At 53.5% G+C, this 15,003-nt stretch carries 7 protein-coding genes; 2 read left to right on the top strand and 5 right to left on the bottom strand.

What is annotated here, in order from left to right; all coding sequences use genetic code 11:
* Window positions 1-6: 6 nt before the first annotated feature.
* From ACO08I_RS11790 to ACO08I_RS11775, 4 genes are all read right to left on the bottom strand, one after another.
* The gene (locus ACO08I_RS11790) at window positions 7-609 is read right to left on the bottom strand and encodes a T9SS type A sorting domain-containing protein (RefSeq protein WP_421949408.1); all 603 of its coding nucleotides are present in this window, start codon (window positions 607-609) and stop codon (window positions 7-9) included.
* Window positions 610-921: 312 nt separating this feature from the next.
* Complete coding sequence (locus ACO08I_RS11785) at window positions 922-7,386, bottom strand: lectin-like domain-containing protein (protein WP_421949407.1); 6,465 nt, start codon at window positions 7,384-7,386, stop codon at window positions 922-924.
* Between the two features lie 245 nt (window positions 7,387-7,631).
* Window positions 7,632-11,219, bottom strand: a complete 3,588-nt coding sequence (locus tag ACO08I_RS11780) for a M1 family aminopeptidase (protein ID WP_421949406.1) — start codon at window positions 11,217-11,219, stop codon at window positions 7,632-7,634.
* 12 nt (window positions 11,220-11,231) lie between these two features.
* A complete protein-coding gene (locus ACO08I_RS11775; protein WP_421949405.1) occupies window positions 11,232-12,104 on the bottom strand; it encodes an ABC transporter ATP-binding protein in 873 nt (290 codons plus the stop codon).
* Between the two features lie 199 nt (window positions 12,105-12,303).
* On the opposite strand from ACO08I_RS11775, the gene ACO08I_RS11770 reads away from it, so the two are divergent.
* Window positions 12,304-12,549, top strand: a complete 246-nt coding sequence (locus tag ACO08I_RS11770) for a DUF6364 family protein (protein ID WP_282775586.1) — start codon at window positions 12,304-12,306, stop codon at window positions 12,547-12,549.
* Entirely contained in the window at window positions 12,546-12,956 is a 411-nt protein-coding gene (locus ACO08I_RS11765; RefSeq protein ID WP_421949404.1) for a type II toxin-antitoxin system VapC family toxin, read from the top strand. Before ACO08I_RS11770 ends, ACO08I_RS11765 begins: the two co-directional genes overlap by 4 nt.
* Before the next feature lie 306 nt (window positions 12,957-13,262).
* Here ACO08I_RS11765 and ACO08I_RS11760 read toward each other — a convergent pair whose 3' ends face one another.
* Window positions 13,263-14,936, bottom strand: a complete 1,674-nt coding sequence (locus ACO08I_RS11760; protein ID WP_421949403.1) for a hypothetical protein — start codon at window positions 14,934-14,936, stop codon at window positions 13,263-13,265.
* Window positions 14,937-15,003 lie beyond the last annotated feature (67 nt).

Here is a 15,003-nt window from a genome sequence, read left to right as displayed (position 1 = left end):
TATCAGTTATTGTTTCTGCACATTAAGCGTTGCAGCAGGCACACCATCCGCAAGAAGATGCACGAAATACTGTCCTTTAGGAAGCTGTTCTGCAGAGATCCTAGTGGTATGTTCACCGGCTGTCCACTGCCCGGCATCATGCTGCAGTACAATCTGCCCAAGTGCGTTCAGGACTTCAACCTGTATACGCGCCGGGGTATCGGTATGGCCGGTAATGCTCAGCATCTCTGCAAATGGATTGGGCTGCGCTTTGGCTTCGAAACCCGCAATCAGGGCTACGTCAGCCGTGCTGACCGGTGCGCATTCCTGTTGTGCGGGGCCGTAGCCTTCCACAAGGGCTGTAGCACCGTCGACTTCGAAAGGCCAGATGTCTTGCTCCACGATCGTACGGTCAGGGGCAACGAGGATGACGGTAGGGAAATCCAAAGGGTTGAATTGGTCAACAACAGCGCTGGCGCCTCCGTCCAGCCCACTGACCACCGGGAAACCTCCGGCAGCGCCGCAGTCATTCTCAAAGGCTTCAGTCTGTGCCAGGGTGCCATCGGCTTCCAGCCCTATGACAACGAGGTTGCCGGAGTTGCAGCCAAAGTTCTCGTAGACCTCTTTCACTGCCGGAGCAGTAGAACAGCAAGGGCCGCACCATTAGGCGTAAAGCTTGATCATGACATATTTGCCGTCATCCAGTAAATCGTATAAATGGTGTTCCTCTCCGTGAATATCCGTGAGGGTAAAATCAGGCGCTTCCGTGATGGACACCTGGGCAAAAGCCAGCTGAAAGCTGAGGCAAAGGGCAAAAAAGGGTAAAAAATTGCTTCATGAAGCTGAGGTTTATGAGTTGAAAAATTAAAATCAAATGTAGCACCGGGCAGCCAACAACCGCACGTATTCTGCCAAAATGCCTGCCAGGAGACCTGTTTTCCCTTACCGGGCCAGGGTGACGTCCCCTTTTAGCAAATCAGTGGTGCCATCAAAGTATTCCACCTCTACCACATAGGCAAACACGCCTGGATTTAGGTATTGATTGCGGAAGAGCCCGTCCCAGCCTTCTGCTGGTACATTGGGCTGGAAGTTCTGGTTTTGGAAGACCTGCTCGCCCCACCGGTTAAAAATCTGCATGTAGCGGATATTGGTGATGGTGCCCTGACCGGCGTAAACGGTAAACCAGTCGTTGTTGCCATCGCCATTTGGGGAAAAGGCCGTCGGGATGTAAACCGGGATGTCTTTTTTGACGATAATACGGATACTTGCCTGATCCCGGCAGCCATTAGCGTTGGTGGCGGTTACCTGATACACGGTGGAAAGCCTCGGGCTTGCTACCGGGCTTAGGCAGTCGTAACAGTCTAGCCCGGGATTAGGGGACCAGGTGATGTTCGTCAGCTCACCCAGCGGGTAGTTGGACTGAAGTTGGATCGTCTGGCTTTCGCCGTAATTGATTTCTGCAGTTTCCGGAGCCATCAATACCACCAGCGAATCCGGCTGTACGATTGACGTGGTAAGTACCGCTTCGCACCCGTTGACATCCTGAACGATGAGGGTGTAGGTGCCGGGCGCCTGTACCTGGAAGCTTGGTGTATTTTCATAAGTGTCTCCGCCATTGATAGAGTACACATAGGGCGGCGCTCCACCGGATATATTTTCAAAGCTGATTTGGCCGGAATCTCCAAAACACAATGGTTGAATGGTAGTAGAGGTCGCTTCCGGTATATCCTGACTGACTTCTACGGCATCGGTGGCCGTGCACCCGTTTTCTGTATTCGTAACCAGCAAGGTGTAGGTGCCCGGTGCATCGATGGCAGGATTGAGCGTAGTGCTATCATCCAGAATTGCCCCATCGGTACTGCTCCAGCTATAGCTGAATGTGGGCCCGGTAGAGGAATTGCTGCCATCCAGTTGGCGGAGCTCCGGGAAGCAGGGGATGATAAAGTCGGTGCCTGCGGCGGCTGTTGGAGGCGTTATATCCTGTGTGACTGCTACGCTGGCAGCTGAGGAGCAGCCGTTATTCGGGTTGGTAATGGTCAGGCTGTAAGTACCAGGTTGAGCCACCACCGGTTCGAGCCCATCCTGCCCGGATAAAAACCCGCCTGCAGGCCCATTCCAAACCAGGTCATACCCGGTGCCGGCGTTGCTGACATCCCCGCTGAGCGGAACGCTGTTCTGATCACAGTTCAGTACGGCAGGCGGTGCCAGGGAAACGTTTGGCGAAAGGGTATCTATGGGTACGGTCACGCTGCTGGTGGTGCTGCAAAAGTTCTGCAGGTCTGTGACTTCCAATGTGTACTGCCCGGCGGCACCGGCTTCCGGCATAGGCCCATCTGCGCCGCTTAGCAACAGTCCGGTTCCGGTGGTCCAGGCGTAGGCAAAGGTATTGCCAGTGCTGCTTCCGGTAGCATCAAGAAGGATGCTGCTGATGTTGCAGTTAAGGGTGTCGGCGGCGGCAATCTGAACAATGGGTGCAAGGGTGTCCTGAGGGACGACAACGCTTTCGTTGGCAGTGCAGCCATTGGTCAGGTTCTCAATGAAAAGGGTATAGGTGCCGGGCGCATTTGCCGTAGCGTCAGGCTGATCCGTTTGTCCGCTCAATTGGCCATCATTCGTGCTCCAGCTCAAGCTAAAGCCGTTCCCTGAATCTGATCCATTGCCGGTAAGGGGGACACTACTGACTGCGCAGTTTAGGGTATCCGGCTGGGCTATACTGGCCACGGGCGATAGGGTATCCATCGTTACGGTATAGCTCTGGGTGGCCGTGCAGGCATTTTCCGGGTTGGTGACCAACACCTGGTAGGTACCGGCGGCCGTCACTTCAACGGCATTGCTGTCTGCCGGGCTGTTGAGGAGCCCCCCGTTGGCAGCAGTCCAGCTGTAAGTCCAGGTAGGGTTGCTGCCGGTTGCTGCATTCAGCCAGGTTTGAGGGGCTGTGCAGGTCAGTGGCGCAGGTGCAAGGGAGGCGAGGGCAGGGGCAATCGTGTCTTGCAATACGAGCAGGCTGTCGACGGTCTGACAGCCGTTATTCTCATTGGTTGCGGTGAAGTAGTACCAGCCCGGAGTTCCTGCCGTGGCGTTCAGGCTGTTGGCACCGGAAAGGATTTGCCCATCGACAGAAGTCCACTGGTAGGCTGGGGCGGCGGTGGTGCTGACATTACTGCTGAGGGCAATGGTTGGGGTGGCGCAATCCAGGGTGTCCGCAGGTAGCAGGGCCACTGTGGGCTGCAGGGTGTCCTGGACAACCGATATGGCGGCCATGTTCCGGCAGAAGTTGTCCGTGTTTAGAATTTCGAGCGTGTAGGTCCCTGGCATGTCCACTTCAGCGAGCAAGGTGTCATTGATGCTATTGCCATCGGGTGCCTGCCAGGTGATGTCCCATCCGGGAGCCTGGTCAGAGGCGGAGCCGTTAAGCAGGACAGTGGTTCGGGTACAGGTGAGCACGGCAGTTGGCGCAATGGTGATGTTGGGCAAGGCGATGTCTTGCAGTACGGTACGGAAGATAGCGTTGGTACAGCCATTGGCCGGATTAACCACTGTGGCCTGATAGGTACCGGGCGCATCAATCGCCGGCGTGGGGGTGTCCGTGCCACTAAGGAGGTTGCCGTCTGTGCTACTCCAGGTCCACTGAGCAGCAGGAGCCGGAGTGCTGCCATTTAGGGTCAGTACGGTATCCCGGCAGTTGAGTACCCCGGTCGGACTTAGCGCTAAAGCCGGTGATACGGTGTCTATGGCTACTGCAACGCTGGCATTTACGGTACAGTCGTTGTTGAGGTCGGTAACCACAAGGTCGTACACGCCAGGTGCATTGACGACAGGCTGTAATCCGTTTTGTCCGGACAGGATATTCCCGTTCATTGTGGACCATTGCAGGCTAAGGTTGTTATTGGAATTGCTCAGAGCAGCATTCAGGGTAACCTGTGACTGAGCGCAGGTCAGGGTATCGGCCAGCTCAATCGCCGCAACGGGCAGGTTGGTATCCTGGAACACCTCGACGGTATCAGTTGCCGTACAGCCGTTGTCCAGGTTCCCGACTTCCAGCACGTAGGGGCCTGCTGCCGTAACTTCTGCGGTGGGGTTGTCAGAAACAAACATGACCCCGCTGTTGAGGGCCGTCCACTCGTACCTGAAGTTGCCATTAGTGCTGGAGCCACTACCATTTAAGGTGACGAGGCTGTCTACGCAGTTGAGGGTGTCCGGCATAGCAAGTGTGGCCACAGGAGCCTCGAAGTCTTCGGTAAGCGTCACGCTGTCGGAAGCCTGGCAGCCATTCACAGTATCTGTAACAACGAGCTGGAAGGTGCCACCTGTTTCTACTAACGGCATAGGCGTGGTGGGGTCCCCGGCAATCGGGCTGCTGCCGGACCAGTCATAGGTGAAGCGGCTGCCGGCTGAGGTGTTGCTGCTGCCCAGTTGCAGAGCAGGCTGATAACAGTTGAGGGTGTCATCCGGGCCTGCAGCAGCGACAGGAGGCAGGGTATCGGCCGGCACAAAGACCGTGGCGGTGCTGCTGCAACCATTTAGGCTGTTAGCAACCTGTAAGGTGTAGGTGCCGCTTGCATTGACCTCCGGGCTTAAGGATTGTGTGCCACTTAGGATCACTCCATCCGTGGTGGACCAGTTGTATGCCATATTTGGGCCTGTGCTGGTGCCCTGGGCAGAAAGCATCACGGCAGGCAAAGCACAGGTGATCGTTGAGGGCGGAATGATATTGGCCACAGGCGCGGTGGTATCCTGCGCCACGGTAATGCTGGCGGTGGAGGAGCACTGGTTCTGTAAATTTAGCACTTCAAGTACGTAGGTGCCCGGCTCATTTACGACAGGAGTATAGGTTTCTGAACCGGTAATGATATGGCCGTCGCTGGTGTTCCATTGCAGGTCAAAAATCTGGCCTGAGCTGCTTCCCGTACCGTCCAGCGCCAGCATAGTGTTTGTGCAGGTAAGCGTATCGGTGTCCTCAATTGAAGCGATGGGGAGGAGTGTGTCCTGTAAAACAAGGACGGAGGCAAGAGCCGAACAATCGTTGAGGGTATCCAGGATTTCCAGGGTATAGGTGCCGGGCTCGGTAACTGCAGCGGTCAGCTGGCTGGCATTAGTAATCGGGTGGCCCCCGGCGCTGCTCCAGGCGACAGTAAAGCCATTGCCTCCTGCTGTAGCCCCGTTCCCAATAAGGTCAATGCTTGAGGTTGCACAGTCAAGGGTATCTGGCATGGCGATGCTTACGGAGGGTACATTCCCATCATTGACAATCAGGACGGTATCTGTACCTGAACATTGGGTGATGGTATCAAGCACTGTCAGTATGTATAGGCCGGGACCTCCGGCCGTTGGTGTCAGGGTTTGCCCACCGTTCAGCAGGCTGCCGTTTGGAGTGGACCATATAGGGACATAACCCGCCGGGAGGCCGGTGCCCGATCCATCCAGGCTAACGGAGGTGGTACCGCAATCCAGGCTTTGATCAGGGCCAGCATCGGCTAACGGCATGCTCAGTTGCTGAATGACCACTACAGAGTCGGTGGTGGTGCAATCGGTAAGCGTATCTGAAACTGAAAAATAATACGTGCCCGGCGCCCCGGCGGCAGCCACAAGCGTATCCGCTCCGGCCAGGAGGAGCCCACCTGTTGTCGTCCAGTTGTAAGTGAAGTTAATGGATTGTTCTGAACCACTGCCGTCCAGGATGACGGATTCGATGGCGCAGTTTAGGGTGTCCGGGGCAACGATATCAACCGCAGGGCCGGGCGCACTGGCTGCAACGGTAACATCAGCTATGCTAAAGCAACCTGTCTCCTCATTCGTAACGAGAAGCACATAGTTCCCGGGGGCATCCACTGTGGGCGTCAGGGTATTAGCCCCGGAGACGATATTTCCGTCATTGGTTTGCCAGCTGTACTCGATTTGCTGTCCGGTATCTGAGCCAGCGCCTGTCAGGGTGACCTGGCTGGTATTGCAACCCAGCTCCCCCAGTGCACTGGCGGCGGCAACAGGCGGGTCGGTTTCGTCACCCACTTCTACGGTGACCTGGGACATGCAGTTGGTGTTGTTGTTGACAACTGTTAGTGTGTACAGTCCGGGTTGGCTTACGACCGGGGTCAGGGTTTGGGCACCGCTTACGATGAGACCATCGCTGGTGATCCACTGGTAGGAAAACTGAGGGCCGATGTATGGGCCCAGGCCATTGAGCGCGACTACAGGGTTGTTGCAGGTAATGTCGCCGCCTGTGGCCATGGCAACCGGGATATTCGTATTGGGTTGCAGGGTTACACTTTCCTGTTCGGTACAAACAACCTGCCCGTCATTGTAGGTGATGGTCAGGGTGTAGGTGCCCGGTGAGCCTGCCAGTACGGTGGGCTGATTGGGAGCAGAAAGCAAAAGCCCGTTCGGCGTAGACCACTGATAGGTGATGAATCCGCCGGAAGAGGAGGCACTCCCATCCAGCAAAACTTCACCCCCGGCGCAGGGAGCGAAAGCCGGTGCATTGATATTTACCTCCAAAGGGTCGATATTGACCACGACCTCGTCTGTTTCCTGGCAGCCGCCGTTGGGGTCGGTGAGGGTGAGGATGTAAGTGCCCGCGCCCATCACCGTTGGGGTAAGTGTATTGCCCCCGGAAATAATGGTGCCGCCGTTTGGCGAAGACCAGGAGTAGGTGTAGGGGCCTACAGCGGTGCCGGTGCCATTCAGTGTGATTTGTGCAGAGGCGCAGGGCACGATGACATCCGCTCCTGCATCAGTGGGAATAGGGGGAGGGAGGATTGGGCAAACCGACTGAGTGTTGAAAGCCGCTCCGGTAGAGGCCGTATAACCCCAGTAAGCCAGGGTGTTGCCGCCAAAACACTGATTGATGATGTCAAAAGAGCCTGACATGATGGTATTCCCGTCGAAGACTACTGTATACTGATTGCCGACCGGGTTCCACGAAAAGGTAATAGTATGATTTTGCCCGTCTTCTATGTTGGGCAAGGCTACCGGCCCGTTCTGCTGATTGTTGAGATCACCATTGATGGAAATGGCAGAGTGGTCGGGCGCAATATCTGATTGAAGTGCACCATTGTCCCAGGTGTCGAACTCTACGATAAATGAGTTGGCGATGCCCTGTGCGCCCATGCCTCCACCCGAAATTCCGCAAATGGTCGGCCCACCTGTTTGGTAAATCAGGCAAATGCCATCTGCCCCGCTGCCGTCCACGACTCCGAAATTGGCAGACATATTGTGGGTAAATGGTTGGCTGAAATCTACGGGCGTATTGAGCCATGCACAGCCTTGTTGGGCGGTGGTACTTGCTGTCAGCTGAATGCAGTCGCCCTGCTGTACAGCAGTGCCCGAAAGCAGAAATTCTCCATTGCAGGGGATCTGTCCATAAAGTGCGAGTGCCATCACTAGAAAAGAAGGCAGTAAAAGTGTTCTCATTGAAGTATTTGCTATTTCTTAACAGGGGATGCGGGATGATTACCGCAACGCAGTTCATTGAGCTACAAGCAGGGGCTCATCAGGGTTATGGATAGGGAGAATGAATGGAGTAAGGGTATCAGCCATTACAAAAGTACAAAAAAAGAAAATACAATTGAACGTATTTTTGGTCAGCTATGAAACAGCAAGAGGGGTATGCCCACCTGGGCTACCCCTCTGCTCCTTGTTTATTCATAACGGGCTGTTTATTCCAATTTCACCCGCTGTACATTATCATCCGGCATCCGGTCAATGAGGTAATAGTTGGGGTCGAAGCCCACCTCGTAGGGTAGTTCGTCCACGACAATTTTAACCGGTGTTTCCTTGTCCTGTATCAGCAGGCGCTCCTGATGCAGCACCCTGCCACGCTCTTCGTCCTCTTCGGGTTCCGCAAACACGGCCACGTCTATGTAGTCGCGGATCGGGATTTCCGTTTCTGTGCCCAGGGAATCTGCCCGGAACTTGGTGGCGTAGGCCGTGAAGTTAACCTCATACTTCCCATTATCCAGTTCCCGGTAGGCAGGTTCCTGCACCCGGTTGTCAAACAAGGTGATGGTCTCAAACATATCGGTGATCAGGTATTGCAGGGAGTCTGGAGTTTGCGCCCTGAAAGCATCTACCAAGTGGTGCGCATTCGGATAAGGGGGCTGTTGATAGGCAAAGGAGTCGATAACGCTGCGCAGAGCCGCATTTACCCGGTCTTCCCCAATCATCTCCTTGAGGTAGTACATCACCGCACTGCCTTTCCGGTAGTGGATGTAGCCCTGATTGGCGTAGACTTCGAGGAGGGGCTTTTCCCGTTCCGTTTCCCGGCCACGCCCCCGCAGGTAACTGTCCACTTCGTACTTTAGGAATTTGTGGATGCGCTCCTGCCCGTAGGTTTCCTCCATCACCATCAGGGCGGAGTACTGCGCGAGGGTTTCAGAAAGCAAGGTAGCGCCCTGCATGCCCGAACCGATGACCTGATGCGCCCACCATTGGTGCGCCATCTCGTGCGCCACCACGTAGTAGACCATGTCCACATCTTTTTGGTCTTCTTCGATTTCCGCGATGAAGCCAATGCCTTCAGAGTAAGGCATAGTGCCCGGGAAAGCCTGTGCAAAACTGGCATAGCGCGGGAACTCAATGATCCGGGCCTGCTTGTGGCGGTAGGGCGAGAAGTTTTTGGAATAGTACGCCAGAGAGTTGCGGATACTGCTGGCCATATTTTCCACATTGTACTCGTGCCCTTCCTGATAGTAGACTTCCACATCCACGTCCTGCCACTTTTCCCGTTCCACTTCATAGTCGGCAGAAATGAAGGAATAAAAATTCATAGACGGGTGGTCAAGCTTGTATTGGAAGTAAGCCCGGTCGCCTTCTTCCCACTTGCGCACCAGAGAGCCCGGTGCGACTGCCGTCTGCCCTTTGGTTGTGCTAATGGTCGTTTCCGCGGTTACCCAGTCGGCGTGAAGCCCCAGGTAGTGATGGCGGCAGACGTAAGCATCGGTGCACTCGCGCTGCAGAGGCGGCATGGCTTCCTGCTCCGGCAGATCGTACTTTTTGCGGTACCGCTTTTCCGAAATTTCCCGGCTCTTTTGATAGCCAAAGCTGGGGGTGATGGACATATTATTGAAAAACGAGCCATTAGGGACTATGGAAACGTTGCTGACTTCATTCTCAAAGCCCCGGTGGTCGATTTTGCCGGTGTACTGCATGCGGATGGTGTCGCCGGGTTGCAGGGCTGGCTCAAAGGCATAAAACTGCATTTGGAAGTCGGCTTCTTCCCGCACGAACCGGGCTCCTTCAATGGTGATTTCGGTTTCAAAGTCATCAATGAGGTTCACGACCATCGTGTCAATCGGCTGTCCGGAGTTGTTGGTAAGGCGCAGTTGGGCTTTCACGTCCAGATCGCGCGCTTCGGGGTAGAGGTTGATCTCGTACTTCGCGTCCACGATGTGCGGCTGCGGCTGCTTTTCCAGGTAGGAAAAGGTCTTTTCGTAGTCGGCGCTGAGTTTCCGTGATGCCTTTGGCGTGTCATAATCGTTCAGCATTTGGGTATTGTAGAAAACAAAGCCCGCAGTGAGGACCCAAAGCCCGAGTAAGCCAATCATCGGCCACCGGCTTTGACGGAAACCCGCAGCAGCAGCCTGCCGGCGATTTTTCCAAACCGTATCCTTGCCGCGCACCCAGAAGAAAACTGTTCCGCCAACCAGCAACAGGCTAAACAGGAACCAGTACAGGTTGAACCAGGTCAAGCCGGCAATAAAGGGGCCAAAACCATTCATATCAGAGTAGATATAGTCCGGTGAGGAACCGAAGCTAAGCATATTGCTGAAAACGTCCAGCGGCAGCCAGATGAAGGTATTCACAATCAGGAAAGCCACCACGGCAAAGTACGCCAGGTACTTATTGTTGATCAGGGTATGCAAAAGCATGGACAGCACGGCTACAAAGAAGAAGCCCAGCAGGTCCAGCACCATCAGCTCTTTGAAGTAGACCCCCAATTCGAAGTTGGTATAGCCCTTGATGGTCTGTGCGACTACTCCGGTAAGGATAGAAATCAGCTGCAGGGCGGCAATAATGCCCGTCATGGCCAGTATTTTGGAAATCACCGGCACCCAGTTCGGGTAAGGCAGGCTGCCGTAGATTTCATCCGCCTTAGCATCCCGCTCCTTCCAGATCAGTGCGCCGGAGTAAAAAACCAGGATGGCAATAACCGACAAATACATAGAGCCCCGGATATTGCCGATGATGCGGTAGGTAACGGGATATAGGTCTAGTCCGTAACTACCATTGACTGAGGCGATGCCAGGCGCCATATTCAGAATACCGAACAGCAGGATCACCAGAAAAGGCGCTCCTTTGATCACACCCATAAAGTCGAGGCGGGCCTGGCTCAGCATTTGACGGAAGTATACCCCAAAGCCCTGCTGCAAGGCCACTTTTGGAAGCGCTACCGATGTGGTAGAGGCTACTTCCTCCGCAGTATCCGCCTGCTTTTTCTTTTTCTTATTGCGCAGCGTGAAAGAGAAACGGGTGTAAGTCAGGAACCATATTAGTGCGCCCGCACCCAGCCATATCGCCCGGTTGAGCAGCATCATGGGGTGAGCGCCCAGGGCCATGGTGTTCTTTTCGGCTACGGTCCAGTATTTTGTTATGATTTGAAAAGTGCTCAGGCCGAAGGGGTCTACAAGCATGGCAATGTGTTCGCTGTCAAGATCGGAAGTTTGAGAGACGGCGACGCCATACCCCACCAGCACACCCAACGCTCCAATGAAAGAGCCGATCGTGCTCCGGGTCAGCGTGGCAATACCAAAGATAATCGCTCCGATGAGCAAGGTGTTGGGGATGCCGAAAAGCAGCATGCCCCAGAGGTCGCCGCTCAGGTTTAGGGGGCCGAGCTGTTCGGGGGCTACCCAGGGGGCAAAGCTACCCAGGATGCCAGCCAGGGTCACGCCCAACAAGGGAATTAGTGCAATGATACAAGCGCCAAGATAGCGCCCCATCAGGTAGGGGAACTTGCGCAAAGGCGTGGAAAAGATGATCTGATGCGTATTGTTGTTGAAGTCCCGCAGTGCCGCGCCCTGCATAAAGGCGGTAGACATGAGCAGCATGATGATCGACATATTGCCGTACATGCCTTGCAGCACAAAGGGCGCATTCTTATGCACGCTGCCGTAGGACTGCCCGATGGTGACGTTGTCGCTCGTGACCGCGAAGAAGACGAGCAGGGTATTCAGCAGCAAAAACACCCAAACCATTGGCCGCTTCAGCCAGTAGCGAAGCTCAAATTGTAGCATATTGGTAAGCATAGGGTTGGGGTTTTAGTTGACACCAAAGATTTTTCCAAAAAAGACGTCTTCCAGGCTGGGGTCAGCCGCCTCGAAGCCATCGCCCGGGGCTGCCTCGCTGTACACGTGGATGAGGGGCTGCCCGGCCACGAGCTTGGAGGAGATGACCTGATGTTCCGCCTTGTAGCGGTCCAAGTCGGCTTTAGAGACTGACTTTTCCCAGACCTTGCCGCTCATTTCCGAAAGGGCAGCATCGGGCGCACCGGTGAAGAGGAGGTGGCCCTCGTTGATGATCGCCATATTGGTACACAGTTCCTTGACGTCCTGCACGATGTGGGTGGAGAGGATGACGATGACGTTCTCACCGATCTCCGAGAGCAGGTTGTAGAACCGGTTGCGCTCTCCGGGGTCCAGTCCGGCGGTAGGCTCATCCACAATGATCAGCTGGGGGCTGCCAATGAGGCACTGCGCAATGCCAAAGCGCTGCCGCATACCGCCGGAGTAGCTGCTCACGGCCTTTTTGCGGTGTTCGTACAAATTGACCCGGTGGAGGAGGGCTTCGACCAGTTCCTTGCGCTCGCTTTTGTTTTGTACGCCTTTTAGCATGGCGATGTGGTCGAGCATGGCTGTAGCCGATACTTTGGGGTAGACCCCGAATTCCTGTGGCAGGTAGCCCAGGATTTGGCGGGTCGCCTGTTTGTCTTTGAGAATATCTAAATCGCCCAGGCGCACACTGCCCTCATCTGCATCCTGCAGGGTGGCGATGATGCGCATTAGAGTCGATTTGCCGGCACCATTTGGGCCCAGGAGCCCAAACATGCCTTTAGGGATGGAAAAACTTACGCCTTTCAGGGCTTGAGTGCCGTTGGGGTAGGTTTTGCTCAGGTGTTCTATGGTTAGTTCCATTGCACGGGTTTTGTTCTGAGTGCAATGATAGGGAGCATATATTATTTGGGCGCAGTTGGTTGGACTAAGCGGGGTGAGGATTCGACGAAAGGAGTGGGTTTGGTTTGTCCCACTACGTAGTTTATCTATAGGGAGAAAGTGCTTAGGCTTGATTTTTACGTGTAGATGACTTATTTTTACACGTAAAACAATTAAATCAATGGACAAAAAACTGACGCTTAGTCTCGATGAAAGGGTGATTGAAAAAGCTAAGGTTTACGCCAAACAACATCAAGTTAGCCTGTCAAGGCTTATAGAGGCCTACTTAAGCGCATTAATTGACAATAAACCAAAGGATATCGAAATCACGCCATTGGTAAAGTCTTTAAGTGGAGTGGTTGAGATACCGGATGGGTTTGACCATCGCAGTGAATACGCAGATTACTTAATGGAGAAGTATAGATGAAGAAGCTATTCATTGACACGAATATTGTACTTGATCTGTTAGGGCAAAGAGCACCGTTTTATCAAGATGCCGCTAAGCTCTTTTCTTTAGCCGATCGAAAAGAAATAAAATTGTGTGTATCTTCTTTAAGTTTTGCCAATGCAAATTACATTTTATCAAAGCTGAAGTCAAAAGAAGAAGCCAGAGCAATTTTAACAAGGTTCAAGGTATTGGTTGAAGTACTTGCACTCGATGATAAGATTTTAGAATTGTCCTTAAATGATGATGCCTTCAGCGATTTTGAGGATGGATTACAATACTATACAGCGTTGGAAAACGAATCAGATATCATTATTACAAGAAATTTGAGGGATTTTAAAACTTCCGCTATTCCGGTTATGACCGCAGGGCAGTATTTGCAGAAGTAATACTTTGCTATAGTCCAAGAACTTAGTAGTTTGGACTATAAAACCCAAACAATAAGGGCTGCTACAGGCGTACGAAGAGGGGGATGACTTTCAGGTAGCATTCCAATTGGCTAACCTGAAGGCTCATAATAAACTTATTTATACGCAATACGAAGTGGTTTGCGACATCGAAGCAAACCACTTCCCAGCGTAAATGCTGACCCTCCTGCCTTTAAGGTGGTCAAAGCCCAAAGGCGGCGAGACACGGGCAAGCATTGAGTAGGTTTGCTGTGGCAAACCACTTAATCGTCAGTATAACTCGAATTTTTAATCTGATTTCGAGCCTGCCTCCTTCGTGTTGTGATAAACTGCTGGTTCTCCTGTCAGCTCCCAATGCCCAAGCGCGATAGGTATGTTGCCCATAGCGTTTAGCAGGTCGAAGAATTCCATTGGAGAAAACCGACTAGCTTTGGACTCCTTCAGGAGGGCAAAGTCTGCCATTGCTGCTTCGACCAGGTATTTTCCCGTAATGTAACTGGTCCCATAACCTGGTTGGCGCAGGTACAGGTGCTGCTCAAAGATCAACAACTCTTTTTCCGTCTTCATCCAGCCTCTTGGGGTGTACTCAGAATGAATCTTCCCTGCTTCCTCCATTGTCATTTCATTGGCGTGTGCATAGAGGGAACCCAGGCCCCGGGCAGCACGCTGGGCAATCAGGATGTACACGATCTCCCTTACTCTTGGGTCATCATCGTACAGTCCGGCCTGCAGGAACATTTCCTCCACAGCCGTAGCCACACCTTCACTTCGTGAATCAAAGATGTTATACAGTAGAGCATCACGTCGAATCTCATTGGGATGAGGCTCATTATCCATACGGGCGAGTTCAAACCAGTGGTAAAAGTGGGAATAAAGGGGACGTGGATCATAGTGCGCCGTAATCCAGAAGAAGTGCCGGTCTTCCTCCGGGATGTACGCCCCCAGGTGTTCGCGGAGTGCAGGTTCAAAATATGCTTTGACCGTTACCATCTGATCCTGTTCTAAAAAGTGGAGTAAACTTTTCGCAGACCGCTCTGCCAGCTCGGCGTAAGCTTCGGGGCTGTTGGCCGCTGTCAGTTCCGGAAGGTCACGATTGCGATGCTCCTCCAGCTTTAGTGCGGACCAGGCCCGGGCAAGTTCCCGCTTCATGAGCATTACCTCGTCCTCCCAGGTCATAGGTACAAGATGAACATTTTGCAGGTACCAGGTATAGTTGTCTTTTCCGATTCCTGAAGGGCCAGTCTTATTGCCGGCTTCAGCCTCCAGCCAACGGACGAGCTCATCTGTGGAGGCGATGGCAGCTTCTATGATTTCCATCAGCTCCTCGTCACCTTCCACGCCCGGTTGTTGAATGATCGCTTTCAGGTCGCTGCTTTGGGTGCGGATATCCCGTATTCCGGCTATCCAGAGATCACGGGCATTACCCGTCAGGTTGAGCTGAGCTTGTTTATTGAGAGGAGGGATGACTTTGAGGTCCTTAATAAGCCTGGCTCTTTCTGAAGTGCTCAGCGGAAACGCGTATGTCCATATCTCAGTCGTGTGATGATGCGTTGGCCCTTCGTGGGCAGGCACATCAGACCTGTAGGTCCAGAGTGATTTATAAAATGCAGGGTCCCTTGCCCAGGGGCGCAGGATGCGATCATTGAAATCATAGCCGTTCATTTCTGCCCAAACCAGCGCCCAGTCCACCCGCTGTGGAACCGTCCATCCACTGGTATCCATAGCCAAAAGCGCTTCCTGCAACTGCTCAAAAGCAGGCCGGCGGGCTTTGAATGTCTGAGCGGTATAATCAGGTGCCCCTTCGCGTAAAGGAGGCGTTTCAAAAGCACGCCATTCCTGGAATAAACTTTTAAGCGCCGCATAGCTCGCCGGAGTGGATTTACTGGTATACGCACTGCCCGGCAGGATGGAAAAGAGCAAAAAAGATAATATCAATATGGACAGGAAACGGGATGTGTTCATTCGTTTTTTGTAGCAATATACGAAAACGCATAAACAGGAAGGAGGGCTGCAAAGCGGGAAAACAAGA

It is taken from the genome of Phaeodactylibacter xiamenensis, assembly GCF_965229835.1.
GTDB classification, from domain to species: domain Bacteria; phylum Bacteroidota; class Bacteroidia; order Chitinophagales; family Saprospiraceae; genus Phaeodactylibacter; species Phaeodactylibacter xiamenensis.
This window is presented reverse-complemented; position numbering and strand designations above follow the sequence as displayed.

What these genes read in the sequence shown, in the direction of transcription:
- ACO08I_RS11785 (WP_421949407.1), bottom strand. Translation starts at nt 7,386, where the DNA reads ATGAGAACACTTTTACTGCCTTCTTTTCTAGTGATGGCACTCGCACTT.
- ACO08I_RS11780 (WP_421949406.1), bottom strand. Translation starts at nt 11,219, where the DNA reads ATGCTTACCAATATGCTACAATTTGAGCTTCGCTACTGGCTGAAGCGG.
- ACO08I_RS11775 (WP_421949405.1), bottom strand. Translation starts at nt 12,104, where the DNA reads ATGGAACTAACCATAGAACACCTGAGCAAAACCTACCCCAACGGCACT.
- ACO08I_RS11770 (WP_282775586.1), top strand. Translation starts at nt 12,304, where the DNA reads ATGGACAAAAAACTGACGCTTAGTCTCGATGAAAGGGTGATTGAAAAA.
- ACO08I_RS11765 (WP_421949404.1), top strand. Translation starts at nt 12,546, where the DNA reads ATGAAGAAGCTATTCATTGACACGAATATTGTACTTGATCTGTTAGGG.
- ACO08I_RS11760 (WP_421949403.1), bottom strand. Translation starts at nt 14,936, where the DNA reads ATGAACACATCCCGTTTCCTGTCCATATTGATATTATCTTTTTTGCTC.